At 61.7% G+C, this 24,812-nt stretch carries 21 protein-coding genes, 4 tRNA genes and 1 pseudogene; 4 read left to right on the plus strand and 22 right to left on the minus strand.

The window, feature by feature from the left end:
- Nucleotides 1-390: 390 nt before the first annotated feature.
- Both rpsI and rplM read right to left on the minus strand, forming a co-directional pair.
- Complete coding sequence (gene rpsI / locus E7T06_RS02845; RefSeq protein WP_019011124.1) at nt 391-792, minus strand: 30S ribosomal protein S9; 402 nt, start codon at nt 790-792, stop codon at nt 391-393.
- A gap of 2 nt (nt 793-794) precedes the next feature.
- Complete coding sequence (gene rplM / locus E7T06_RS02850) at nt 795-1,220, minus strand: 50S ribosomal protein L13 (RefSeq protein ID WP_136364352.1); 426 nt, start codon at nt 1,218-1,220, stop codon at nt 795-797.
- Between the two features lie 230 nt (nt 1,221-1,450).
- Here rplM and E7T06_RS02855 point away from each other — a divergent pair, with 230 nt between their 5' ends.
- Complete coding sequence (locus E7T06_RS02855; protein WP_136364353.1) at nt 1,451-1,858, plus strand: hypothetical protein; 408 nt, start codon at nt 1,451-1,453, stop codon at nt 1,856-1,858.
- Between the two features lie 105 nt (nt 1,859-1,963).
- Here E7T06_RS02855 and aroQ read toward each other — a convergent pair whose 3' ends face one another.
- From aroQ to murF, 11 genes are all read right to left on the minus strand, one after another.
- Nucleotides 1,964-2,395, minus strand: a complete 432-nt coding sequence (gene aroQ, locus E7T06_RS02860; RefSeq protein ID WP_019011128.1) for a type II 3-dehydroquinate dehydratase — start codon at nt 2,393-2,395, stop codon at nt 1,964-1,966.
- Between the two features lie 123 nt (nt 2,396-2,518).
- Nucleotides 2,519-3,622, minus strand: coding sequence for a 3-dehydroquinate synthase (aroB, locus tag E7T06_RS02865; protein WP_240740817.1), 1,104 nt, complete (start codon nt 3,620-3,622; stop codon nt 2,519-2,521).
- Nucleotides 3,609-4,196 carry a shikimate kinase gene (locus tag E7T06_RS02870; protein ID WP_136364463.1) on the minus strand — a complete coding sequence of 196 codons (588 nt, stop codon included), beginning with the start codon at nt 4,194-4,196 and terminating at the stop codon, nt 3,609-3,611. The genes aroB and E7T06_RS02870 overlap by 14 nt, the downstream gene beginning before the upstream one ends.
- 309 nt (nt 4,197-4,505) lie before the next feature.
- Nucleotides 4,506-5,654: a chorismate synthase gene (gene aroC / locus E7T06_RS02875; protein ID WP_136364354.1), complete on the minus strand. Its 1,149-nt coding sequence runs from the start codon at nt 5,652-5,654 to the stop codon at nt 4,506-4,508.
- A 130-nt stretch (nt 5,655-5,784) separates the two neighbouring features.
- Nucleotides 5,785-8,025, minus strand: coding sequence for a secretin N-terminal domain-containing protein (locus E7T06_RS02880; protein ID WP_136364355.1), 2,241 nt, complete (start codon nt 8,023-8,025; stop codon nt 5,785-5,787).
- A gap of 3 nt (nt 8,026-8,028) precedes the next feature.
- Nucleotides 8,029-9,582, minus strand: coding sequence for a hypothetical protein (locus tag E7T06_RS02885; protein WP_136364356.1), 1,554 nt, complete (start codon nt 9,580-9,582; stop codon nt 8,029-8,031).
- Entirely contained in the window at nt 9,579-10,238 is a 660-nt protein-coding gene (gene pilO / locus E7T06_RS02890) for a type 4a pilus biogenesis protein PilO (protein WP_136364357.1), read from the minus strand. The genes E7T06_RS02885 and pilO overlap by 4 nt, the downstream gene beginning before the upstream one ends.
- Complete coding sequence (locus E7T06_RS02895) at nt 10,235-10,942, minus strand: fimbrial assembly protein (protein ID WP_136364358.1); 708 nt, start codon at nt 10,940-10,942, stop codon at nt 10,235-10,237. Before E7T06_RS02895 ends, pilO begins: the two co-directional genes overlap by 4 nt.
- A complete protein-coding gene (gene pilM, locus E7T06_RS02900) occupies nt 10,935-12,113 on the minus strand; it encodes a type IV pilus assembly protein PilM (RefSeq protein ID WP_019011135.1) in 1,179 nt (392 codons plus the stop codon). The genes E7T06_RS02895 and pilM overlap by 8 nt, the downstream gene beginning before the upstream one ends.
- Before the next feature lie 482 nt (nt 12,114-12,595).
- Complete coding sequence (locus E7T06_RS02905; RefSeq protein ID WP_136364359.1) at nt 12,596-13,336, minus strand: hypothetical protein; 741 nt, start codon at nt 13,334-13,336, stop codon at nt 12,596-12,598.
- Between the two features lie 269 nt (nt 13,337-13,605).
- Nucleotides 13,606-14,895, minus strand: a complete 1,290-nt coding sequence (gene murF, locus E7T06_RS02910; protein ID WP_136364360.1) for a UDP-N-acetylmuramoyl-tripeptide--D-alanyl-D-alanine ligase — start codon at nt 14,893-14,895, stop codon at nt 13,606-13,608.
- A gap of 206 nt (nt 14,896-15,101) precedes the next feature.
- On the opposite strand from murF, the gene E7T06_RS02915 reads away from it, so the two are divergent.
- Complete coding sequence (locus E7T06_RS02915) at nt 15,102-16,841, plus strand: bifunctional metallophosphatase/5'-nucleotidase (protein ID WP_136364361.1); 1,740 nt, start codon at nt 15,102-15,104, stop codon at nt 16,839-16,841.
- Between the two features lie 164 nt (nt 16,842-17,005).
- Here the strand turns inward: E7T06_RS02915 and rsr are convergent, their stop codons facing one another.
- From rsr to E7T06_RS02940, 8 genes are all read right to left on the minus strand, one after another.
- On the minus strand, nt 17,006-18,637 hold the full coding sequence (gene rsr / locus E7T06_RS02920; protein WP_240740818.1) for an RNA-binding protein Rsr: 1,632 nt from the start codon (nt 18,635-18,637) through the stop codon (nt 17,006-17,008).
- Between the two features lie 80 nt (nt 18,638-18,717).
- Nucleotides 18,718-18,794 (minus strand) — tRNA-Arg (locus E7T06_RS02925).
- A gap of 240 nt (nt 18,795-19,034) precedes the next feature.
- Nucleotides 19,035-19,174, minus strand: a tRNA-OTHER gene (locus E7T06_RS21095).
- A gap of 248 nt (nt 19,175-19,422) precedes the next feature.
- Nucleotides 19,423-19,498 (minus strand) — tRNA-Gly (locus tag E7T06_RS21100).
- Between the two features lie 37 nt (nt 19,499-19,535).
- A tRNA-Glu gene (locus E7T06_RS02930) sits at nt 19,536-19,610 on the minus strand.
- A gap of 41 nt (nt 19,611-19,651) precedes the next feature.
- Complete coding sequence (locus E7T06_RS22045) at nt 19,652-19,774, minus strand: hypothetical protein (RefSeq protein ID WP_276605546.1); 123 nt, start codon at nt 19,772-19,774, stop codon at nt 19,652-19,654.
- 113 nt (nt 19,775-19,887) lie between these two features.
- A complete protein-coding gene (locus E7T06_RS02935) occupies nt 19,888-21,507 on the minus strand; it encodes a DAK2 domain-containing protein (protein WP_205750796.1) in 1,620 nt (539 codons plus the stop codon).
- Nucleotides 21,508-21,511: 4 nt separating this feature from the next.
- On the minus strand, nt 21,512-21,847 hold the full coding sequence (locus E7T06_RS02940; RefSeq protein ID WP_026299144.1) for an Asp23/Gls24 family envelope stress response protein: 336 nt from the start codon (nt 21,845-21,847) through the stop codon (nt 21,512-21,514).
- Nucleotides 21,848-22,152: 305 nt separating this feature from the next.
- On the opposite strand from E7T06_RS02940, the pseudogene E7T06_RS21620 reads away from it, so the two are divergent.
- Together E7T06_RS21620 and E7T06_RS21455 are read left to right on the plus strand one after the other, a co-directional pair.
- A pseudogene (locus E7T06_RS21620) lies at nt 22,153-22,854 on the plus strand (transposase).
- A 30-nt stretch (nt 22,855-22,884) separates the two neighbouring features.
- Entirely contained in the window at nt 22,885-23,457 is a 573-nt protein-coding gene (locus E7T06_RS21455; RefSeq protein ID WP_136364365.1) for a hypothetical protein, read from the plus strand.
- 222 nt (nt 23,458-23,679) lie between these two features.
- Here E7T06_RS21455 and E7T06_RS02960 read toward each other — a convergent pair whose 3' ends face one another.
- Nucleotides 23,680-24,600, minus strand: coding sequence for a DUF4032 domain-containing protein (locus E7T06_RS02960; RefSeq protein ID WP_136364366.1), 921 nt, complete (start codon nt 24,598-24,600; stop codon nt 23,680-23,682).
- Between the last annotated feature and the right edge of the window lie 212 nt (nt 24,601-24,812).

The raw sequence follows: 24,812 nt of genomic DNA on the forward strand, positions 1-24,812 counted from the left end.
CTTTTTATCGTCTGGGTGCGGGTAAAACTAGAGCTGCTCAACCCCTAAACGGGGTTGTATAGTTGTATTTTCCTCTACAGAATCCGCAACAAATTCTGAGTCTAAGTCTAGCCTTACCACTGCCTGAAAATAAATTTCTATCTGCTGAACAGGAGTAGGAAAGCGTGCGCCTGCACTTCTCATTCTCAATTGACGGTGACTAATCGAAAAATTCCATATTCGAAAATTCCTTAGTTGTTCAAGCTGCATAACAGTGTGCATCAAGACTGCCTCCACTATTCTGACTGAATAATCGTCTTAACCTTCAGCAGCTATTGGTGTTGTACTGAATTTACCCCAAACCAAAAAATCCCCCACCAACCGGCAGGGGAGGCAGTTGCTTTCCTGAATTCAGCGCTTGCTGAACTGAGGAGCGCGGCGGGCCTTCTTGAGGCCGTACTTCTTGCGCTCGACTTCGCGGGGATCGCGGGTCAGGAGGCCTTTGGGCTTCATCATCGCGCGGAAGTCAGGGTTGACCTTCAGCAGGGCGCGGGCAATGCCGAGCTTGATGGCGTCGGCCTGACCGGTAGGGCCACCGCCTGCCACCGTAATGACGGCGTCGTAGCGACCAGCAGTTCCGGTTTCGCGGAAGGCTTGCAGGGCGTGAACGGCACGCAGCAGACCACGGAAGTAGGTCTGAAACTCTTTGCCGTTGACGATGATTTTGCCTTCGCCGGGGCGGAGGAACACGCGGGCAACGGCGGTCTTGCGGCGGCCCGTGCCATAAAACTGCTCAACTTGTTGAATCGCCATGATTATCTGACCTCAAGCGTCTGGGGCTTTTGCGCGGCGTGGGGGTGGGCGGAACCGGGGTACACCTTCAGGTGTCCGTGCATCTGGCGGCCCTGACGGCCCTTGGGCAACATGCCGAACACGGCATGCTCGATCACGCGCTCAGGGTGCTTGGCGATGGCTTCACGGGCGGTTTCGGTCTTCAGGCCACCTTGGTAGCCGGAGTAACGGGTGTAGACCTTGCCGTCCATCTTGTTGCCGGTGAGGGCCACCTGCGAGGCGTTCAGGACAACAACGTAGTCGCCCTGAATCATGTTGGGCGTAAAGTCGGGGCGGTGCTTGCCACGAATGCGGCTGGCAATCAAGGTGGCGAGACGACCCAAGGGAATGCCCGTGGCGTCGACTACGATCCAGTTTTGCTCGTCGTTTTTGGGGGTGTAGGTTTTCACCGTTTTGCTCCGTAAAGAAAGTGGGATTTGGTGGCGCAGAGTTCCTGCGGTCTGCCAACAAGGCTGGCATCTGGCGGGTCTTGCACCGTGGCTGTGAGCGCGCCCCGCCTCGTCTGGGGGAAAAGGGTCGTGCGCGTCCGGGAGCCTCCCGGTTATCTCGGCTCTACCAAGCGCGAGACACTAAACGCCAATGTACCAGAGATAGGGGGTGGTGAGCAATACTAGTCGGCGTGATTCCCTCCACTTGGCAAGAATGCCGCCGCCCAGACGACGATACAGACGACGATGAACTTGTCGGCTACCTCGTACCCACCGGAGAATTGTTTGTTCCCGTGACGCTGATCGGCACGCCCCTAGGTGAGGCGCAGGCTCAAGCCACTGCCGCTGCTCTGCTGCAAGAACGCGGCCTGATGACTCTCAACGGGCGGTGGTGGTGCCTGTTGCCAGTGGTGGTGCTAGGTACAGACACCGATCCCCACCAATCTCAGTCGTCGTGGGAATGGCGTTCGGTGTTCATCGTGGAAGCCAGCCCACAGGAATGCCGCGTGCGCCTAGAGATGCCCGCCGAGGAAGAACGCACCAGCACGGTCACTTTGTCTGTGCCAGTGGGCGAATTGTTGAGGGCGCGTCAGCCGTGAATTGTAGAGATAAAAGGGTGTTTTTCCCTCGCCCCTTGTGGGAGAGGGCGTTGCGAAGCAACGGGTGAGGGGGCCACCGGGCAAACTTCTTTTATGTCAAATGCTCTAGCCTTCCAATTCCGTCAGATACTCCATCGCTAGGCGGTAGCCCACGAAGCCTAAACCGCTGATTTTGCCCCGGCAGACAGCGGCAGTCACGGAGGTATGCCGGAATTCCTCGCGGGCGTCCACGTTGCTGATATGCACTTCCACGACGGGCAGCGGTTGGCTGGCAATCGCGTCGCGCAGGGCGTAGCTGTAGTGCGTCAGCGCCCCCGGATTAATGACGATGCCGCCAAATCCCTGTTCCTGCGCCTCATGCACCCACTCCAGAATCTGGCCTTCAAAGTTGCTCTGGCGGCAGGTCACGGGTTCGCCCAACTCCGCGCCCCACGTTTCGCATTGCCGCTCTAGGTCTTCTATCGTTTGCAGGCCGTACACGCCCGGTTCGCGCAGGCCGAGGCGGTTCAGGTTAGGGCCGTTGATGATCAGCAGCAAGGGGGAAACCTCCGTAAAGTGGTGGGGCGATTCTTGAGGCTCTGCGCCATAAACTCTGCGCCATAAACTCTGAGCTGTGAAACCAGTGGGCAAGGTGTTCTGGTCAGACTTCGAGAGTGGTCTTCAGGGCGTATAGTCCACGGCTCGGAGCCAGCCTCCCCCCCAAATCTCCACTTGCCACACCCCAAATTGCTCGCGCAGCACGGCGTCCGGCACGCGGGTCAGGTACGGGCGGGCCAGCGCATGAAGCAGCACGAAGCGCACGCCTTCCACGTCAGCTTTCTTGTCGCGGGCCATGTAGGGCTGAACTTCATCGTAAGTGAGGGCTGGAAGGGGCGCAGGCTGTTGCCACCGCAAGAAGGCGCGGGTATGTTCAGTCAAATCTTCGCCGCCCTGTGCCAATGACAGCAGCGCCGCGTAGTGCATGCCGTAGCCCACTGCGTCTCCGTGTGGCACGGCGTGATGGGTCACGGCTTCCAGCGCGTGCGCCAGCGTGTGCCCAAAATTCAGGTAAGCGCGTTCGCCCTGCTCGGTCAGATCGCGGGTCACGACGCCTGCTTTCACCGCTATGGCGTCGGCCAAGGTGTTCGTAAAGGTGGCTGACCCCGGCACAAAGTCGGGCGCTAACACCCGCTGCATCAGGCTGGGATCGGAGATCAGGCCGTGTTTGTAGGCTTCGGCGGCTCCTTCTCGGAACACGGCGGGCGGCAGGGTGGTCAGGGTGTCGGTGTCGCACCACACGGCGCGGGGAGGATGAAACGCGCCCACCAGATTTTTGCCTTCGGGCAGATTCACGCCTGTTTTGCCGCCCACCGCCGCGTCTACCATGCCCAGCAAAGTCGTTGGGGCCGTATAAAACGCCACGCCGCGCAAGTAGCTGGCTGCCGCGAAGCCTGCCAAATCAGTTGCCGCGCCGCCGCCCAAGCCTACCACCGCACCGTCGCGGGGCAAGTTGGCTGCCGCCAGTTTGGACAAGACACCCGCCAAGACCGCTAGCGTTTTGCAGGCTTCCCCCTGCGGTACGGGAATGGTCAGCACTAGCGCAGGCGAGAGCGCCGCCGATAGCCGGTCAATCCAAGCTTGTGGCACGGCTTCATCATGAATCAGGGCGATTTGTCGGGCGTCCACATGGGCACGCGACAGCACACCGGGGCCGACGTGGACGGTGTAAGGGACGTTTCCGCCCACTTCAACCCGCCGGACGGTCAAAGCTTCAGTCGGCTGCACGTTCGCCCTCCGAGTTCTCGCTGTCCTCGCCCCACGCGGCGTTCACGTCGGCCCAGTCCCACAACCGCTCAATCACTTCTTCCACGATTTCTTCGGAAGGCCGCCCGTCGCTGTGCACATGAATAGTGCCCTGACGGTAAGACGGCTCGCGCTCCGTCATCAGGGTACGGATGCGCGACAGGGGATCAGCCGTCGCCAGCAGCGGGCGGTCACTGTGTTTGGTGCGCTGGTACACGGTTTCCGGGGTAGCCCACAACACCACCACCGGGCCGCGCTCCAGCAGCGTGCGGCGGTTTTCCTCGTGAATAAAGGTGCCCCCGCCGAGGCTCACCACCGCGTGATCCAGCCGCGACACGCGCCGCACCACTTCCTGCTCACAGGCGCGGAAGTAGGCTTCCCCTTCCTGCTCGAACACTTCGGGAATGGATTTGCCCACCACCCGCGTAATCAGCTTGTCGGTGTCTACGAAATGCAGGGCGAGAGCGCGGCTCAGTTCCCACCCCACGCGGCTTTTGCCGGTGCCCATAAAACCCGCCAAGGCCACCCAACTCACGGGGCGCTCGATCAGGCCCATGCTGAAGCTGGGGGCAGGCCGGGCCGGGCCGGAGTTGGCCTCCGAATCGGGCGATCCGAACTCAGGCGGCTCATATTCGGGTGGCCCAAATTGAAGCGGCCCAAATTGAGGCGACATGGAATCGGGCGGGACGGTCATGGGGGACAGTGTACGAGACTGGCCCCGCTGCGGCGTGACAGCGGCACGGTCTGGCCCGCCTTCTTCGGGGAAACGGCCCCCTGCTGCCCAGTCCGGGTCTTCGGGCGGCTCCTGCAAGTAGGCATGCAGCCCCGCCTCGATCTGTTCCGCCGAAACGCCTGCCAGCACAGCCTAGAAATCCCGCGAAAAGGCGTGTGCGGCGGCCACGCGCTCTTGCAGTTCCGGCAGGGTATCGCCGCCGAATTTCTCTAAAATGGCGTCGGCAATGACCCAGCCGATGATGGTCTGGAGGATCACTCCGGCGGCGGGCACGGCGGTGGTGTCGCTGCGTTCCCGCGCCGCGTCGCTGGGCTCATGAGACACCACGTTCACGGTGGGCAGCGGCTTCATCAGGGTAGCAATCGGTTTCATAGCCACCCGAATCACCAATTCTTCACCGTTGGTCATGCCCGCTTCTAGGCCGCCTGCGCCGTTGGTATCGCGGGCGTAGGTGCCGTCTCGGTAATACACGGCGTCGTGTACACCGCTGCCGGGCTTGCGGGCATTCTCAAAGGCTGGCCCGATTTCCACACCTTTCATGGCTTGCAGACTCATGCAGGCCTGCGCGATTCGGCCATCCAGCTTGCGATCCCAGTGTACGTAGCTGCCGAGGCCCACGGGCAATCCCCGGAAGCGCACTTCCAGAATCCCGCCGAGGGTGTCGCCGTCTTTCTTGGCCTGATCGATGCGTTCGCGCATTTGGGCAGCGGCGTCGGCATCGGGCGTGCGGAGGTCAGATTCTTCGATGGCTTCCAAGTTGTCCCAGCTAAAGCCCTGTTTGGTCTCTATTCCGGCGAGGCTGGACACGTAATTCGCGCCCTGCACACCCAGTTCGGCCAGCAGTTTGAGGGCCACCGAACCCACTGCCACCCGCGCCGCCGTTTCCCGTGCCGAGGCCCGCTCCAGCACGTCGCGCAAGTCTTTATGGCGGTACTTGATGCCCCCGGTCAGGTCGGCGTGTCCGGGGCGGGCATCGGTGAGGGCTTTTTTGCGCGGCTCTCCGCCCGGTTCCGGCGACATGATTTCTGTCCAGTTGCGGTGATCCTTGTTGGCAATTGCCAGCGTAATGGGCGCACCGGTGGTTCGTCCGGCCCGCACGCCACTCAGAATCTCGGCCTCGTCGGTTTCGATAATCATGCGCCGCCCGCGCCCATAGCCGCCCTGACGCTTGCGGAGCCAAGGGTCTATGTCGGCCTTGCCCAGCGGCAGTTGCGACGGCAACCCCTCGATGATGGCCGTCAATTGCGGCCCGTGCGATTCTCCGGCGGTCAAATACCTCATGCTCCGACTTTAGCGCCCGCGTGGGGGCGGGGCAGGGGCCATGATCAAACAAACCCGGCCACATAGCACAGCCAAACAAACCCGGACGCCCCCACTACTGGGAAAGCGTCCGGGCACAAGGAGGGGAGATTTACTTGACGACGGTTCCGGTCACGATGACCAACAACTGGGTGCTGTCTTTGGTCACGTTCTCGCTGCCGCCCAGCAAAGCGCCGACAACGGGAATGCTGCTGACGTAGGGCAGGCCTTTGCGGGTAGACACTTCGTTGGAACCCAGCAGGCCGCTTAGCAGCAAGGTCTCGCCGTTTTTAAAGCTGACCACCGTTTGGGCGCTGCTGTTGGCAAAGTCCAGCAGGTTGGGCAGCGTGTTGGTAATGGCGGTGCGGGGTTGGTTCACCTGACCGCACAGGCGCACGCTGACGGTGCCGTCGGCGTTCACGCTGGGGTCAAGGAAGTACATGTTGACGCCGTAGGGAATGTTGCGCACAACGGGTGCGCTGCCGCCCGAGCCGGGAATGTTGATGTCGAGTCGTCCGCCCGATTGCAGCGAGGCCGCCGCGATATTGCTCTGGTCGTCGGGGCTGCCGCAGCGGAAGGTGCCGCCGCTGGTGCCGCTGCCGTTGGTCTGGCCGCTCTGCATCATCACGGTGCCGTCGTACACGCGCTTGGTCATGCCCTGCTGCTCTAGGCTGTCCAGCGTTGCGCCGAGGTTGAAGCCGGTAAAGGCCCGCAGAGGATCGAAGGACGCGGCCAGTTGCCCGTTGGTCAGTGACACGTTGAAGCCGCCCAGCGAGGCTTTGTAGCCCACGCCGAGGGTTCGCAGGCCCGTTTCGGTAATTTCATTGATGCGGACTTGAAGGTTGATCTGGGGAACGCGCACATCGAGGGTGGGAATTAGTTCGGCCACCTGCGCTACCTGCTCCGCCGTGCCGCGCACGATCAGGGTATTGGTACGCTTGTCGGCAATGATGGTGGCGGGGCTGACCTGCGTTGTGGCCGCTTGGCCCGTGCCCGCCGCCTGTCCCAAGAGGGTGCCCAAAGTGGCGGCGGGGGTCTGGGCAGACGCCGGGGCCGCCGGTTGGGTGGTAGGCGTAGTGCCCACATTCACTCCGGTCACGATGCCGCCGCTGCCTGCCGCACCCCCAGCCGCACTCTGAACGTTGGAATTGGCGGTGGCGCTAGCGCTGGCGGCCAAGGTGTTTTCCAGCACGGCCTTGATTTCTTCGGCCTTGCCGTTGGCAATCGTAAAGATGCGCTGGGTGGTGGAGGCGGCCACCGGAGCAGGCCGGTCGACTTGAGCCAACAGCGCCAACGCTTCTTCCAGTTGGTTTTGTGCCCCGGTCAGTACCAATTGTCCGGTTTGGCCCACGCCCGTCACCTTCAGGCCGGGAAACTGCGAGGTCAGCAGCGTGGTCACGTCGGCCTGCTGGCCCTTGACGGAGTACACGCGTTGGGTGGTGGGGGCGGGTTCGGGGGCACGCACGGGGGCGCGGTCAACTTGCGCCAGCAGTGCAAGCGCGGCGTCCAGTTGGCTTTGCTGCCCACTGAGCACCAGTTGTCCGGTTTGGCCCACACCCGTGACCTTCAGGGTCGGAAATTGGGCCGTCAGGAGCGTCACAGCGTCGGCTTGCTGCCCATTCACGGTGTACACGCGCTGCACGGCGGGCGAGGTGTCTACGGTGCTGATGACAGGGCGGTCGACTTGTGCCAACAGTCCCAGCGCCGAATCGATTTCCGTTTGCGGGCCACTCAGCACCAGTTGTCCGGTTTGACCCACTGCCGAAACCCGCAGGGTGGGGTACTGGGCCGTAATCAGGGCCAACACATCGGCCTGTGTGCCGCGAGCCGTGTAGATGCGCTGCACGGTGGGGGGCGTATTGCCTACGCGCAGCACCGTTTTGCCGCCGAGGGGCAGGGTTTGGTAGCTCAGGCCGTACACGTCCATCAGCAGGGGCCAGACTTCATTGAAGGGCTTGTCGGTAAAGGACAGCACCAGTGGGCGAGCAGTGGTGCTGCCTGCCGCCGCACCGGAAGCCGGAGTCGCGGGAATGGCGGCCACTCCAGCGGCAGGCGTGGCGGCCAGATTCGCAGCCGTGTTCAGACCGTCCACGTTGGCATCAAAAATGACTTCGTATCCGGCGGCTTTGGCGAGGGCGGCCAGCAGGCTAGACAGCGGCCCGGTGTACACGCCGACATTTACGGTCACGCTGGCCTTAGAGAGTTGTGGGTCGGGCGTGGTGGCTGCTGCGGGTGCGGCCTGTGTGGGAGCAGCGGTGGTGGCAGGAGAGGCGGTGGGTGTGGTCGTGGTGCTGGTCTGCGCGGCGGCCATGCCGAGTGCGGCGGTCAGCAAGAGGGCGTGACGTTTATTCATGGCTCACCTTTTGTCCAGTTCGAGGGTCTGGGTATCATTGCCGAGTGCGAGGGTGGCGCTGGTCGCCGTCACTTCTTTGATCACGATGTCGGAATCGGGCAGGGTTTGCCCCACCGACACCACCAAGAAGCCGTCTTTAGAGCGGAAGATCGCGGTATTCACCGGGCCGAGAACCACAGCATTGAAGGCCAGTTCGCGGGCGGCGATGTTCTGATCTAGCGGGCGAGTGGTTTCGGCGGGCGTGCCCGTGCTGAGGGGCGTCAGTTCGGTGATGACTTGCGGCGTACCGGGACGCGGCGCAGTGGTGGGCAAGGAGGCGATGACGCCCGCACCTGTTCCTGTTCCCGCCGCACCAGTACCAGTGCCGTTCGCGCCAGAAGCGGCTCCGTTGTTTCCGCTGCCAGCGTTGGCAGTCAGGTTGGGCACACGGTTTACACCGGGCACGCGGACGCCTGCAACGGGCGGTTTGATGGGCGGCAAAACCACTTCGACAGGCGGAGGGGTCGTGCCCGTGCCAGCGTTGCCGCTAGTCGTGTCGCCGGAGTTGTCGCTGCCAGAGTTGCTCGTGCCAGTCCCGTTACCTGTACCATTGCCGCTGCCATTGCTCGCAGTTGCGCCGTTGCCCGTGCCGCCGTTGTTGGCCGTCACAGTGTCATCAGGAGTAACCGTGGGGTTGCCGGGCGTAATGATCACGCCGTCTGTGTTTGGAATGTCTGTAGCGTTGCCTTCCCCACCGGGAATAGTAGGCAGAGGGAACGCGCCGCCCGTCACGTCTACCGAATCGGCAGGAACGGTGTCGCCCGAACCGGGAATAGGGGAGATAGCCACTGCGCCGCCGGTGGTGCCGAGAGGATCAAGCCCGCCGTTGCCTGCTGCGCCGCTGTTGTCCAGCGTACCCGTGTTGTTGGGCGTGCTGTTGCCGTTGCCAGCAGGGTTGGCGTTGGCCGTTACGCTGCCGGTGGGCGTGGTGCCAGCAGCGGTGGGGTCTGCCTTCACGCTCAGGGGCCGGAAGGGGTTCACGCCGGGCAGCAACACCAGAGCGGTGTCGGGGTTGATGCCGCCGGGTGCAGGCGTGGCAACGGTGGTGCCTTCTCCGTTGGGGCCAACCAGCGTGCCGTCGACGTTGCCGAGTGGGGGCAGAGTGGGGATGGTCACGGTGCCGTCGGGGGCCACGCTTCCGCCTACTGTGCCAGTAGGATCAGTGCCGTTTCCAGTGCTGGTGCCGTCAGGATTGGTGGTGGTTCCTGCACCTGCCGTACCCAAAGCTGGGTTGACGGTGCCTGCTCCTGCCGTGCCAGTTCCAGTCGTGCCACCGGTGTTGCTGCCTGCGGGCGCACCCTCGATAGGCACGGGGCCGCTTGTGCCGCCCTCAGTGCCGCCGTTGTCGGGGCCACCAGTTCCAGTCGTGCCTGTGCCGCTGTTGGCGATCACGTTGGCGCTACGGGTACTCGTCCACACGTACCAGCCGCCGATCAGGGCCACCATCAGCAGCAAAATCAGGAGAATCTTCATTTCACGGGACAGCTTTAAGTTCAGTGGAGCGCGGGCGCGGGTCACCGGACACCTCCAGAGGTGCTGTCTGCGGCGGGCGCGGGCGCTGTGCCTGCTGCCGGAGCCTCAGGCGTGCCGCCCGCTGCAGTGGCCGTCGCCGCAGCCGCATCGAAGGTGTACACGGTCAGGCCCATTGTGCTTTCTAGGGGAGGATTGAAACTGGTGGCCTGCGGCACCTGAATGCCCACAGCAGTGACATTGGTAAAGCGGTTCATGGTTTCTATAGACCGCAGCGCCTGAAACACCTGCGCGAACTGGCCGCTGACGCCCACCGTGAGCGCGATGGGCCGCACGCCGCTGGGCAAATCGGTGCCGGTACCGGGCTGAAAGTTAACGGTGTTCAGTTGTGCTCCGGCAGCCGTCACGTTGCGGCGCACTTCGTCCAGCACAGTGCCAAACTGCGCGGCGTCGGGCAGCGCCCTTAAGAACTGGCTCTGTTCCAGTTGCAGGGCGGCCACACGCGTCCGCAGTTGGGGCAACTTCTGAGAAGCGGTGCGGTACAGGTCGGCCTGCAACTGGGCACTCTCCACTTCGCCCTGAAGTTGCACGATTTGGGCCTGCCGGGGCTGAAAGCGCAGGTAATACCATGCCGCGATGAGGGCCATGCACGACACGAGCGCAATCAGGAAAATGGAGCGGGCATCGAGTTTGCTGGGGGTCATTGGCTAGTCCCCGCAGCAGGTGCCGCCGCTGGAGCCGGAGCGCCGGGCGTGCCTGCGCTGTCAGTGCCGCCAGCAGCGCCACCGGGCGCAACGGCGGCCAGAGGCTCTGCGGCCACCACGCCCACCGACGCGCCGAAGGTATAGTTTCCGGCAGTCGCGTCGTTTTGTAGGCTCTTGAAGTTCACGCCGAATTTGGGATTGCTCTCGAAGGCATTCAGAAAGTTCACCACCGCTTGCTGGCTGCGGGCCGTGCCGGACAGTTCTATTTCGCGCTGTACGTTTTTGCCGCTGTAAATGCCGCCTTGTTGCAGTCCGGTCAGGGCCGCTGGTTCTATAGACCGCACGTTCATGCTGGTCAGGGCCACGTTGCCGCCCGCCGGAAGCTGCGCCGTAAAGGTCGCCAGATCGTTTGACCAGTAGGTTTTGCGGTCACGCAGTTGGGTAGCAATATCGGTCACCTGCTTCAGCTGGGTTTCGGTAGCGGTCAGCGTGTCATATTCCTGCTTGGACTGCGTCAGGGCGGCCACTTCGCCTTGTAGGGAGTCGCGCTGCTTTTGCAGGTCGCCCACACGGGTAGCGGTCACCACTTCGGGAATCAGGATGGCGGCGATGGTGATGGGAATCAGGGCGTAAGTGCCCAGCCGCCAGCCGTTTGGCTCGTTATTTTTACGGTACTGCTGAGGCAGTAGGTTGATCTCAACCACGGCTCATCACCCCCCTCAGCGCGAGGCCCAGCGGCACCGTGAATTCGGGCGCGTTGGTTTGCAGGTAGCCGGTATCCACGTTGGCCTGATCGGTCTGCACCGTCAGCCAAGGACTCGCCACTTCTACCCGGAAGCCCAGTGCGTCGCTGATGGCCGCCGCTAGACCGCGCAGTTTGGCCCCGCCGCCTGCAAGGAACGTGCGGTCGATGACCACGTCGCCGCTCTGCACCCGGTAAAACTCCAACGAACGCCGAATTTCGGTGATCAGGTCGCCCAGCACGGGGCGCACCACCTCGAACACGCGGGCGGGGCTGTACTGCTCGCGGGCCATATCGAAGTTCAGCAGGTCTTCTTCGTCTTCGGTGGGCGTGGTGGCGGTGGCGTAGCCCAGCTTCACGTCTTCGGCGGCGGTAAAGTCCAGATCGAAGGCTTTTTGCAGGGCGGTCGTAAAGTCGTCGGCAGACACGTTGATGTTGCGGGCCATCAGCACGCGGTCACCGCGCACCAAGTTAATCACGCTGCTGCTTGCGCCGATTTCCATGACCAAGGCCACCTCTCCAGCTTCGGTGTAGTTGGTGCCGGTCAGGGTGCTTTTGGTCAGGTGTTCGCCCAGCAGGTTGCCGCGCAGGGCACGCAGGGTGGCAAAGCTTTTGAGGTCTACCACGGTGGGTTCCAGCCCCGCCAACCGCAATACTTCTACCTGCCGCGCAATGGCTTCGGTGGGCGCGGCGGCAATCACGACCTCCATCTGTCCATCGGGCGGAATGGTGCTGATGTCGTCCAGAACGTCGAAATCTAGGCTGACCTCATCGATGGGGTACGGAATGTAGCGCTCCGCCTCCCATTTGATGGCCTCCTGAAGGTCTTTGCGTTCCATGCGCGGCACCATGATGTTGCGCGTGACCGCCGACTGGTTGGGTACGGCGGTCACAGCGTATTTGGTGGTAATGCGGTGCTGAGCCAGCAAATTCTTGAGTTCGGTGGCGACGGCCTGAGGCTCGACCACCAGCCCGTCGCGCATGCTGCCGATGGGCGTGGGCACCATGACGGCATGCAGCAAGGACGGGGGAGAGCCGGGACGCAGCGCGACAACCTTAATGGCGCTCGTGCCAATTTCCACGCCGATAGCAGATGGGCGCGGATTGAGTAGGCGGTTCAAGAAGCTCGACATTCTCCCTCCAGAGTCAGACAGATTTTAGCATTCACTCATCTGGCACGGTCTGCGACCAGAGGAAGATGAGAGGTGAGAGTGAGGGTCTAGGTCTGGGAGTGACATGAACGGTTCATGCAATCACTCGCCTGCTTACTTAACTCTGACAGGTGAGAGCTATTCCACAGCCGTCCAGCACGCACACCTTACCCCGAATCTTCATTTGGCCCCGTGCGTTTGTCTTCGCCGCTGCCGCCACTGCTTCACCCCCAAACTGTGAAGGGATGCGGGCCACACAGCCGTGAAGAAATCGGCCCATTGGCTTGAATGGCCCCCCATCACTGCCAATTCGGCGGTTTTTGTGTGAAAAATGCTGCAGATTGATCTTCATGTTCGGCAACATTGCAGCTTGTCAGTTTGCCTCTATGCTCTGCCCCATTTCTGAGAGGAGTAAAGATTTTTTAATATCATCAGCGACTCATGAAGCAGGCTAGAGGCCAGACTTACCGAGTCTCATGGAGCAATTGCAGAGTTTCGGAAAACACAGGGATGCTGCCCTCTGCCGAAACGGTGACGATGGTGCTGCCTACCTGTCCGACTCGGCCCGCTCCGTGCGCCACACTGTTCAGGATTCGGCCTGTGCCGTCGCCGCGCTCCAAGCGTCCGTTGGCAAGGCGGTAGGTTCCGGTTGGGGTAACGGCGGTAGGAACATCTGCGCTGCGTGCGCCTGTGGGCAACGCCACCAAAAACGCTGCGGCGCTCACTTCTGTCACCACGTCGTCGGTGACGCGGCGCAAGTTTCCGGCCAGCAGCACATAGTCTGCGCCGTCACCCCCCGTGATGGCCGCCGATGGTGCGCCCGCTACGCCTACCGCCGCCGTACCTTCATAGTTCACGGCGCTGCCGTCTTCACGGTAGGCCCGTGTGCTGCTGAGGGCCACCACTCGGCCCACCGCCACGCTACGGGCGGCCCGGTCAAGTGTGACCACCACGCCCGCACTCGGCACGGCGGCCCACGCTTCGCCTGCATTCCACGCCACGTCTACGGCGGTAGGCAGGTTGGGACAGACCACGCGGAATCCCGGCGCACGCGCCACACAGGCCCGCCCGCCTGTCACCCAAGTCACACCGTCGCCGCTAAATGCCGCCCGGAACGCCGCGTCTCCGGTGGGGGGCGAGTAGGCCGGAGCGCAGGCGCAGAGCAGCAGGGTAAGCAGGGGCAGCAAACGGGTGGGCGTGGGCATAGGGCATTTCAGCTCATGCGGAGGTGGGGTGGGTGAGGATTGGGAGGTGAGGGGCGGGTCTAAGGGTCTAGGGTCGAAGGGTCTAAGGCAGGTCAAGGGCAATCGCTTCGCTCACTTCCCCTCACCCCGCTGCGGTGCAGCGCCCCTCTCCCGCAAGGGGTGAGGGCTAAAGGCAAAGAGCTTGGTTTTGCTCCCTCACCCCTTGCGGGAGAGGGCCGGGGAGGGGGTGAATGAGCGCCAGCGATTGCCCCTACGCCCTTCTTAGACCCTCAGACATCCTTCCGCCCCGCCAAAAGCGCCGCCACCACCGTATCCAGCCCCACACCCTCCGCCGCCCGCTGATCCGGCGTCCAGCTGATGCCCCGGCTGGCTTTCACCAGAATCACGTCGCCGTCTTGGGTGTCGTGTAGCAGTGCCGCTAACAGCTCGGGTACGCTGCGGTAGGCCCGTTCTCCCAACTCGGCGGCAAATGCGCCCACGCCGTAGGTCACGTCGGCTTTGGCCCGCGCATACTCCCCGACTTCGGCGTGCAGGGCGCGTTCCGTTTCGCCCAGTTCCAGCATTCGCCCCAGCACACTCACGCGGCGGCCCGGAGAGCCGCTCAGGGCGTCTAGCGCGGCGGTTACGGCAATCGGGGAAGCGTTGTAGGCGTCATCTATCACCGTGTAGCGGCCCGGATGCACCCGGTAGCGCCCGCCCGGAACCTGTACGGCGGCCATGCGTACAGCGGCCTCATTCAGCGGAATTCCGGCACTCTGCGTCAGCGCCAGCCCCAGCACGGCGGCTTCGGCCTGTACGGTGGCGGCGCGGCGCAGGCTCACGGCTTGGCCCGCAAACGTGAAACTCGCGCCCTCTGGCGTCACTTCTAACTCCTGTCCAGCAAAAGTCGCGCCCCCGAAGCCGTAGCTGTCCACCCCCGGAAAATACGCAGCAGCCTGCATGCCCACGAGGGAGCGAATGGGTTGGCCTGTGACGCTCCGCAGAATGTGGCCCTTCTCGAACGCTACGTTGTCTACCGTTCCCAGCGCCTCTAGGTGCGTGGCCCCGATGGTGGTAATCACGCCCACGTCGGGCCGCACGAGGTCTACAAGTTCGGCCATTTCGCCCACGCGGTCTATGCCCATTTCCACCACCAACGGTTTTGCGCTGGCCCCATACTCAATCAGAAAGCAGGCGATGGCGGGCAGGGTATTGAAGACGGGCATAAACTGGGCGTCTAGTGCGGCGGCCACGTAGCTTTTGGCGGTGGTTTTGCCCGCGCTGCCCGTGATGCCTACCACCAATTTATTTTTGGCCCGCTCGTGCCGCGCCCACGTAAATAGCGCCGCTTGTGCGTCTGGCACACGTATGGCCCGCTCTACGTCTAGGTCAGTCAGCACGAATGGTGCGCCTGCCGCCAACGCCGCTTCTACAAACCGGTTGCCGTGCATCTTTTCGCCGGGCAGGGCCACAAAGGCCACATCCGGCGAGGCTTCCCGCGAATCCCAAGTCAGGCGCAGGGCGGGCCGCGCCGAGGAATGAACGGCAGCGGCAAACGGTAAAGCGTGTGGATCGAGCATAGGGAGAAGGTAGCAGAGCGGGCGGGGGCTGAAACTGCCAGAGAGAGCCACATAACGGTGCGGAAGTGGAGGGCTTGCTATCGGTGCGCCGAATCAGCCGGAAGGCCAATGCTGAAGGGGGCTTTTCGCGTTCAGGACTCCATTGGTCTGTGGAGGGGCGAGTAGTTTCATCCATTCCTGACAAAAATGTGATTTATTAGCCATATATGAACCAATTCAGAAAGACCGCGATGCTGCTGCTCACGTCGGCCCTTGCTCTCACGGCCTGCGCTCCGGGTGACCAGCGCCTGCCCGCCGAAGCCGTAGACATCACCGTGCTGGGCCTCAACGACTTTCACGGCAACTTGCAGCCCACCAGCTTTACCAAAGCAGGCGAGAAGACGGCCATCAGCGCGGGCGGCGTAGAAGCCATCGCCGCAGAAGTGAACGACGCCCGCAAAGCCAACCCCAACACCATTTTGGTGGGCGGCGGCGACCTGATCGGCGCAAGCCCGGCCATCAGCAGCCTGCTGCGCGACGAACCCAGCATCTACGCCCTGAACCAGATTGGCCTCAAACTCAGTTCTTTGGGCAACCACGAATTCGATCAGGGCCTGAAGGAACTGTTCCGCATGCAAAACGGCGGCTGCGACAGTAACGATATGGCTAAAGCCTGCAAATTCGATCCCAATTTCAGCGGCGCAACCTTCAAGTGGCTCGGCGCAAACGTGACCTACAAAGCAGACGGCACGAACCCCTTCCAGCCCTATTCCATTCAGGACATCGGCGGCGCGAAAGTGGCGTTTATCGGCGCAGTCACGGTGTCTACCGTTGGCCTCGTATCCCCCGACGGCATCAAGGAACTGAACTTTTTGGATGAGGCCGAGTCGGTCAACAAGTACATCCCGGAACTGAAGGCCGCCAAAGTAGACGCCATCGTCATGCTGATTCATGAGGGCGGCGAGATTTCCACGGGCGGCACCGACAACTACAGCACCGTCGGCTGCAAGACCCTCAAGGATAGCAGCCCCATCGTGCAGATCGCCAAGCGCGTCGATCCTGCCGTGACGGCCATCATCAGCGGCCACAGCCATCAGGGCTACAACTGCCTCGTCCCCGATCCCAAAGGCAATGACCGCATCGTGATTCAGGGCGACTTTTACGGCCACTTGCTTCAGCGCCTGAACCTGACGGTAGACAAGGCCAACCATGAAGTGATGAAGGCCAGCGCCCAAAACTTGGTGGTGGACTACACGGCCCGCAAAGCCAATAACACCCTCGATTTCGGTATGACGCAGCTCGTGACCACTGCTGACGCCAAAACCGCCGCCGTCAAATCGGTGTTTGTGGCGAACCTCGGCGTGCCCCAGATTCAGCGCGGGATCAGCAACGCTCGTAACACCGAATCCGCATTGGGCGACGTGATTGCCGATGCACAGGTCTTTGCGACGCAGGCGCAGGGCAGCCAGATTTCTCTGATGAATCCCGGCGGCATCCGCGCCGACTTGCCCGACACCACCCAGATCAAGCCCGGCAACGCCATCAACTTTGGCGACGTGTTCGCCGTGCAGCCCTTCGGCAACACGATGGTGGTCATGGATCTCACCGGCCAGCAGATCAAAGACGTGCTGGAGCAGCAGTGGAGCGGCAGCAATGCCACCGCCGTCAAGCTGCTTCAGGTCAGCGAAGGCTTTAGCTACATCTACACCGACGCCGCGCCCGCAGGCAGCAAAGTCAACATCGCCGACATCAAATTCAACGGCACGCCCATCAATCCTACGGGCACGTACCGCGTCGCCATCAACAACTTCTTGGCGGCGGGCGGCGACTTCTTCAGCGTGTTCACGCAGGGCAAGAACGTGGTGCAGCTTCCCAACCTGTCCGATGTGGACGCTTTTGCACAGTACCTGAAGGCCAAAGGCAGCACCCTGACCAACACGGTGAAAGGCCGTATTACCAAGAAGTAGGAGCAGATTTAAAACAGGCCGGAGCATTCACGCCCCGGCCTGCTTGACTTGTGTGGGACGGCCACAGTTTCAAAACACTTCAAAACCGAGCAGAGAGTTCCGTGTGCGGCCAACACACGAGACTCTCTGCTCTATTGATGCGAATTCTGATCTTTTCCCTACGCCTACACCTCGCCCCGTGCGAAGGCGCTCATGATGCTGGGGGCGGCGGTGTCGAAGCCCACGACATCGAGCATATCGGCCCGGTTGGGGTCAGCGATGGTGAAACGGGTGGCAGTCAGGCCGACGACAATCAGGCGTGCGGGGAGGCCCATCTTCTGGCGGTACTGATCCAGCGCCTGCGTGGGGTGGACGTGGCCTGCCCACGTTTCGTTGTCGGTGTAGACCACGAAGGTCTCCACGTTTTGGCGGTGCTGCGCGGCCCACAGCATCGGCTGGGCGCAGTCGGTGGCTCCGAAGCTGTGGCTGTGGGCCTTTTTCATGGCAGCTTCCAGCGTGTCTTTGGGCGTGATGCCCAGCGCCCGGAACTGGGTGGAAAACCCCATGATCTGCGCGTCCTGCTCGGTGCGGAGGGCCAGCATGCTCATGGCGGCGGCGGCCATGTTGGGAGTCAGTCCGGGCACGCCGCCCACCTGCCCCATCGTCATGCTGCCCGACACGTCCAGCGCCAGCAGATGCCGAGTACCAGCGGGCTGAACCGCGCCGAAAGCCGTGTAAAAAGCGTCTTCCAGTGCGTCTACCACACGCGGCACGGGCAGCCACTCGCCCTTGCCCTTCACGCCCCGGCCCTGCGCGTACACCAAACGGGCCTTCAGTGCGTCCAGCGGGTGAACACGGCCCCGCTTCAGCGCCTGCGCGTCGGTGATGCACCCGATAACCTGCGCCACTACATCACGGTTGTTGGCGGTCAGCACCCCCACGCGGCTCAGGTTGCCGAGGTTTCGCAGCAACCACGTCAGGCCGTTGGTCTCCAGTGCGGCCCGGTATGTTTCGGCACCGCGCAGATGCGTCGGCACAGCTTCGATGGGCACTCCGAACTCACGCATCAGGCGGGCGGCCTCTGCGTCGCTGGTGGCAGCGGCGGCCAACAGATGACCTTCGATGACACGCAAGGCAGGAGTTAGAGTTTCACTGGGTACGGCTTCAACAGACACAACTTCAGCGTCTAGCGTGCCCTTCACCATGAACCGCAGCACCGCGTTCCGGCCCGCATCGGTGGTTTTGGGGTGGCTCAGGCGCAGGGCGTCGGCCTGTGCCCAGCCGTCACGGGCCTTGTACTTCACGGCCCACAGCGCCAGCTTTTCTACGGGCAGCGTTTCGTACACGTTCGCCACACCGCGCCGGGTCAGTCGGCCCCACCCACCGAGGCTGTCGGCAAAGGCCAAAAAGTGCAGCAGCATCGTGCCGGTGCGGGCCACTTCGGGCAGCGCGTTCCATGCGGCCTTGCGGTCGGCCACATTCGGCGCGGTTTTGGCAATCAGGGCCAGCACCAGCAGCGCCGGGTCAGGCTTGGGCGCACGGTTGCCACGCACCACGTCCAGCGTTACGCGCAGGGCGAGGGGGGCGTCGCGCACTACCAATTGGCGCACGAATTCGGTGGCCTGCACCGTATGCGCCCGCTCGCCCGCATACAGCGTGCCGCCCTCGGTGCCCAGCACCAGAAAGCGGGTCAGGCGGCCTTCATCGGCCAGCGTGTACACGAAGCCCCCCGCGTTGTTGGGCACCTGACGCTCATCCAGCCGTTGGGTCTGGGGGTGGCGCTTGGGGGCGATGGCGTTCAGCACATTCTTCATCATGATCGGCCCTCCTTTGGTGTGGTCAAGGGGCAAGGAGCGTCAGAATCGCTGACGGCGACGGGGCGCAGGAGTACGCCAAATGGTGAAACAGACAGGAATCGAACCTGTAGCCTTCCAGTTCGTAGCCGGATGCTCTATCCAGTTGAGCTACCGTTTCAGGTCTGGGCCGTGTTTGATTTAGTTGTGTTGATGGTGAAAAAAGATCGGAGCGGGCGGGGTTCGAACCCGCGACCATTCGATTAAGAGGTAACCCTGTCCTGTCGGCCCGGTGCTTGTTTACGGCGCTTGGGCAAAGGTACGAACAGGGAAACTGCCGTGAGGCAGCCGAACGCTCTACCAGCTGAGCTACCGCTCCGGCGCGGTGTGATACTTGGTGGTGTGGCTTGCAGCGGTGCAGTGGGGGAACGGGCGGGATTCGAACCCGCCACCTCCCGATCCGCAGTCGATAAGCCTGAACCTTCGGCCCAGCGGCGCACAGCCGCAGGCAAGCAAGGAATGGTCAGGCGGTTAGCGCTCTATCCACTGAGCTACCGTTCCCGTAAACGTTGTGAAGAGTGGGGGACGAGCAGGATTCGAACCTGCGAAGGCTTTACGCCGCTTGTTCCGGTAACCTTTCTGCATCGGCCCGCTGCAAGGGTGTGCAGGGCAGGCAAGGGGTGAGAAAGAGTTAGCCCCCAAAGAGTGAATCCTGAAGGGCAGACAACTGTGTTTAACCACTCCACCATCGTCCCCACGATGGATAGCGCCAGCCGTAGGCGCAGAAAAAGGGCGAAAGTGATGACGGATGGAGCAGGTTGAATGGACTTGCACCGTCATTTCCCGACTGGTTGCCGGGCGTCTTGCTGCTTGGACTAAACCTGCATAAGTGAGGCGCGATGCTGGTAGACACCGGGCCAATTGGTACTCCCAGTCAGAATTGAACTGACGTCTTCTGAGTGAAAATCAGTTGCCCTGACCGTTGGACGATGGGAGCGAACGAAGAAACGGGATGAAAAAGACTGGGCAAGGGATGAATCAGGGGTAGGTTTCCGAGGTTGGGGATAACCCTGAATCTTCGGCCCAGTCGGTATCGGCGTTTGTCTTGCGGGACTTGGCGTCTTCCTGCCCAGCAGTGTAGGCGAGCGTAAGCGGGGGCACATTCGCCGTCTAGCTTAGAAGCCAGTAAGCCAAAGCGCCGCGCCTCTGCTCATTCATAGAAAACGGCTCCCGGTGTAATCACACAAGGAGCCGTTCCTTAAAGCAAATCCGGACTACTCGATGGTCACCAAATAGTCGTACAAATCTGGCCCGCCCGCGTGGGCCTCAATTTCGGCCATCGGGAATTCCTTCTCTATGCGGCCCGACAAGGCTTCCAAATCTTCCAAAGTTTTTTGGGGGCCGCCAAAGACCGTAATCACTTCTTGGCCGCTGTAGCCCCGGTTCAGCATTTCCAGCACGCTGTCTTCGGGGCTGCCGCCTGCCTGCATCAATTCATCGTCTTGCAGCCCAATAATGTCGCCCTCGGCAATCGCCAACGTGCGGCCATCTTTGGTGGTGATGTTGGTGGTTCGGCTGGCCCGCGTGACTTCAAACGTCGTGACTTTCGCGGCGCTTTCGGTCATCTCGGCTTTCAGGCTTTCGGCGTCTGCGTCGGCATTGAAGGCCAGTGCCGCGCCCACGCCCTGCCCCAGCGTGCGCGTCGGCACCACCACAGCGCGGCCTTCCATCAGTTCCATCGCTTTTTCGGCGGCCATCAGCACGTTTTTGTTGTTGGGCAAAATCAGCACTTTTTTGGCGCTCACGCTGCGAACCGCGTCTACGATATCCTGCACGCTGGGGTTGGCCGTTTGCCCGCCCGACACGATGCGTGCGCCGAGGCTACGGAACAGCTTCACCAAGCCGTAGCCACTCGCCACCGCCACCAAGCCCGACTCCGGCACTTCTTCTTCGGCGCGGGCGGCGGCTCCGGCCATGCCCAAAATTTCGGTGTGTTGCTCGGACATGTCCTCCACTTTGGTTTTCAGCATGCGCCCGTAGCGGCCCACCATCGCCAGCAGCGCGTCGGGTTCATTGGTATGAATGTGGCCCTTCACGTAGCCTTCCGCGCCCACCACCAGCAGGCTGTCGCCAAACGGCGTCACCAGTTCGCGGATTTCTTCAATGGGCTTGGTAGCCTCGCTCATCAGAAATTCGGTGCAGTAGCCAAACTCTTCGTTGTCGAATTGCTGCTGGGCGTAGCTGGTCACGTCGGGCGCTTCGGGCAAGGTGTCGCCGCGCAGGGCCGCCAACATGCCCTGCACCAGATACAAGTAGCCCTGACCGCCCGAATCGATGACGCCTGCCTGCTTGAGCGCGGGCAACATTTCAGGCGTCTGATCCAAGAGTTTCTGGCCGCCAAACAGCGATTCTTCCAGCACTTTGTCAATGGTGGCGGCCTTGTCTTTCACGGTGGCCGCGCCATCGGCCACACCCCGCGCTACAGTCAAAATAGTGCCTTCTACGGGTTTCATCACGGCCCCGTATCCGGCTTTTTGGGCGGCGGCAAAGGCGGCGATCAGTGTGGTCGCGTCCACCGTTTTCTGGTCTTTCAGCGTTTCGGCAAAGCCTTTAAGAAGCTGAGACAGGATCACGCCGCTGTTGCCGCGTGCGCCCAACAGTGCGCCGTAGCTGATGGCGCGGGCCACGCTGGGCATCAGGGTTTCATCGCAGGTATCGAGTTCGCGGCGTACCGATTGCATGGTCAGGTGCATGTTGGTTCCGGTGTCGCCGTCGGGCACGGGGTACACGTTCAGGGCGTTCACCTGTTCGCGGTACACGCCCAGCCAGTCGGTGGCGGTTCGCAGCATGTGCGCCAAATCTGCCGGAGAAAGCGTCAACATCTCTTTATTCATAGGCTTATGCACGTTGAACCCCCACGGCATGAACGCGGGTGGCTTTCAGTTCTATGCCTGCTTGCCCGCGCACAGTGTGTACCACGCGGTCAACGATGTTGCGGGCCACGGTGGGAATGCTGACGCCGTAGGCCGCCACGATATACAGGTCGGCGGTGAGGCCACCCTGCGCGTCTTTAGAGATCACCACGCCGTCGCTGACGTTGGCGCGGCCCAGCACACGCGACAGGCCTTCTTTAAGATTCGCGGGGGCCATGCCCACCACGCCCGGAATTTCGTGGGCCGTCAGGCCGATAAGCGAGGCGAGGGCCGCCTCGGTAATATGGATGGAGCCAGTCACAGTACCCGGCAGTATACAGGGCGGGCAGATTAGGGCGTGGGGGCGGTTCAATGGGGGTAAGGGGTGAGGGTGAATTTCCCTAGAACATGGCCGAGACAGGCGGGCATCCAGAGATTGACGATTGCGTGTGAACCCCCCCAGTCTGCTCTCCTCCGGAGCTGTGCCAGTTCGCAATCAGCCCCCCTTAGTTCGACTTTGCCATTTTTTCAGGCGGGGCTGAGGTTTCCCTCAGCCCCGCCTGACACCATCTAAAGATGTTCAAAACCCCAAAATGGTTCTGCGATGTTATCGCGCCCTTTGCCGAGATGTTTACGTGCCCCACCTGGAGCAACGCACAAACGCTGCTGATCGGAGCGATCCTTGCCCCCCGTAAACGCACCATCTCTGCGCTTCTGAGCCTGCTTGGTCTGGGCGAGGAAACTGGATTTGCCAAATTCCATCGTTTCCTCAGTCAAGCCAGGTGGTTCCCACTTCAGGGCAGTCGAATCCTCCTCAATCAACTGCTCGCGAATTTCGTACCCAGCGGACCGATATTCATCGGCGTGGACGACACGCTTGAACGGCGTCATGGCAGGAAAATCGCAGCCAGAGGAATCTACCGCGATCCGGTTCGATCCAGTCATGGTCACTTCGTCAAGGCCAGCGGTCTCCGCTGGCTCAGCCTCATGCTTCTGGCTCCCATCCCCCAGGCCGGACGCGTCTGGGCCTTGCCATTTCTGACTGCTCTTGTTCCATCATCACGCTATGCGCAGACCCAGGGGAAGCGACATTGAACCTTGACCGATGTCGCCTATGGACTGCTTCGCTTGGTTCAGCGTTGGTGTCCAGAACGCAAGCTCATTGTCCTTGCGGATGGGGGCTTTGCCGTCCAGGAGTGGCTCGCTCGCCTGAAACGTCGCCAGCCCATCACGGTGATCACCCGACTCCGTATGGATGCGGCGCTGTATGACCTTCCAATGCCTCGAACACCAGGGCAGATGGGCCGCCCCCGTCAACGGGGGCAGTGACAGCCGAATTTGATGATACGGCGCGAGGCTGTGAATACGGTTTGGAGCAGCACGCGAATTCAGCACTGGTACGGAGAAACAGGGCGCGAGGTGGAATGGTGCAGTAGAGAGGCGCTGTGGTATCACAGCGCCAGGAAGTCCGTTGATGGCCGCTGGGTCATGGTGCGCGATCCCCTGGGCCGCTTTCAAACGCAGGGCTTATTTTGTACAGATGCCGAGATCAGCGCACTCGACATCGTGAATTGGTTTCCGATGCGCTGGCAAGTTGAAGTGACCTTTGAGGAGAGTCGCGCTCATCTGGGCGTGGAAACGGGCCGAGGGTGGGCCGCATTGACCATTGCCCGAACCACACCTTTGCTGCTGGGACTGTTCTCCGTCGTGACGCTGCGCGAGCAGCGTCTCTGGTCACGGGGGGACGTGGAGGTCAGGACTTCGGCCTGGTATAGCAAGACCCTGCCGACCTTCTCGGATGCCCTGGCAACGGTCAGGCGAGCGATATGGCGTCAGCCGACTTTTACGGTGTCCCGGTGGAGCCGGGACACCGTAAAAGTCCCTCGACAGGTCTTTGAGCGCATGTCAGACGCGTTGTGTTACGCTGCCTGATTTCCAAAATGGGCAAAGTCGAACTTAGAGGGGAGCGCAACAGCTTTTGTCCTCCCTTTGAGGGGGGGCGTTGCGTCAGCAAAGGGGGGGTTCGCCTTCCACGTTGCCTTCAATGCTCACCAAGCAACTACCAATCCTTCTTACCGCCCACAGCCACAAAAAAACCGTGGACTGCAAGCCACTTTCGCCCACAGTCCACGGTCTACCTTCCACGTTCAAGCTTTACGTCACCGGATCGAGTTCACCTTTCAGCAGCAGTTGCACGCGCTGGCCCAAGCGTTTGTACAGCGGCGGTGCGTAGTGGGCGCGGAAATCTTTGGTGGCTTCCTCGCTGCCGATGTCGTGGCCTTCTTGGGTGGTCAAAAAGTAACGGTGATCCATGATCCACAGGTACAAGTCGGCTTCGGTACGGCCCGGAAAGCGGGTCATCACGTCGTGCTTGTCTATGTTTTCTAGGATTCGCAGGTACAGGCGTTTGTACCAGCTTTCCACGGCTTCTTCCCACGTTACGGGCGGCAGGCCTTCGCGTCCGGGCTTGCGGTCTAGGAAATACTGCCGGGTGCGGATGTGTTCCAGCAGGCGGTCGTAGCGGCCCGGCGTGGTAAACAGGATGCCGCTGTGGTCGGGCACGATCCGGTCAAGGTTGGTTTCACGCAAAAAGTGCGCGTATTCGCCCTTGATGATCAAGTCTTTGAGGGTGTCGTGCTCTTCGGGCGGCACGGTCACGTTCAATTCGATCACGTAGGCGTCGATGTATTTTTGGCCTTGCCGACGCGCCACGCTGACGCGGTGGTTGCCGTCTTTGACAAAGTAGAGGTCGCCCACCTTGTACACCTGAATGGGCGGCAGCTCCTTGCCTTCCAGTTGGGCACTGCGGACGCCGATCCAGCGTTCGTCGAGGTGTTTTTCTTTGGGCAAATAGTGGCGGTCAAACTCGCGATAGCGGTCGACAGAACCGGTGATTTGCTCGACAGGAATTGCTTTTAAGCCCAACTGGTGTTCACCTTGGGGGCCAAGATGTTTGATCCAGTCGAAGGGCAAGAGTTCATTGGGTTCACGGCGCAAGATGCCCAGCAAGTCCCGCACATCGGCGAGCAAGCGGGCACGTTCGACTTCATGTCTGGCCTGATTGTTGGCGTGCATGGTGGTGTACTCCTCGCAGCTCTGACCTGAATGGGCGAAACTGCTAAGACCAAGGGCAACGCTCCTCCGGGGAAAGAGAAATCGGCCCCGGACTTGAGAGCATTATACGCGCCCTGCCCTTACCTCATCCTGACAAGTTCAGTCAGGTGGCCGTCTGCTGAAGCTCCGCTGTACAAAAGCGCGAAATATGAGTCTATCGGAAGCCTTAACCT

Source organism: Deinococcus sp. Arct2-2 (assembly GCF_004801315.1).
Lineage (GTDB): Bacteria > Deinococcota > Deinococci > Deinococcales > Deinococcaceae > Deinococcus.

Bases quoted from the DNA above. Each gene is read 5' to 3' on its own strand.
- rpsI (WP_019011124.1), bottom strand. From the start codon at position 792: ATGGCGATTCAACAAGTTGAGCAGTTTTATGGCACGGGCCGCCGCAAG.
- E7T06_RS02870 (WP_136364463.1), bottom strand. From the start codon at position 4,196: ATGGGCCTGATCGAGCGCCCCGTGAGTTGGGTGGCCTTGGCGGGTTTT.
- aroC (WP_136364354.1), bottom strand. From the start codon at position 5,654: ATGAGGTATTTGACCGCCGGAGAATCGCACGGGCCGCAATTGACGGCC.
- E7T06_RS02880 (WP_136364355.1), bottom strand. From the start codon at position 8,025: ATGAATAAACGTCACGCCCTCTTGCTGACCGCCGCACTCGGCATGGCC.
- pilO (WP_136364357.1), bottom strand. From the start codon at position 10,238: ATGACCCCCAGCAAACTCGATGCCCGCTCCATTTTCCTGATTGCGCTC.
- pilM (WP_019011135.1), bottom strand. From the start codon at position 12,113: ATGTCGAGCTTCTTGAACCGCCTACTCAATCCGCGCCCATCTGCTATC.
- E7T06_RS02905 (WP_136364359.1), bottom strand. From the start codon at position 13,336: ATGCCCACGCCCACCCGTTTGCTGCCCCTGCTTACCCTGCTGCTCTGC.
- murF (WP_136364360.1), bottom strand. From the start codon at position 14,895: ATGCTCGATCCACACGCTTTACCGTTTGCCGCTGCCGTTCATTCCTCG.
- E7T06_RS02915 (WP_136364361.1), top strand. From the start codon at position 15,102: ATGAACCAATTCAGAAAGACCGCGATGCTGCTGCTCACGTCGGCCCTT.
- rsr (WP_240740818.1), bottom strand. From the start codon at position 18,637: ATGATGAAGAATGTGCTGAACGCCATCGCCCCCAAGCGCCACCCCCAG.
- E7T06_RS02935 (WP_205750796.1), bottom strand. From the start codon at position 21,507: ATGAATAAAGAGATGTTGACGCTTTCTCCGGCAGATTTGGCGCACATG.
- E7T06_RS02960 (WP_136364366.1), bottom strand. From the start codon at position 24,600: ATGCACGCCAACAATCAGGCCAGACATGAAGTCGAACGTGCCCGCTTG.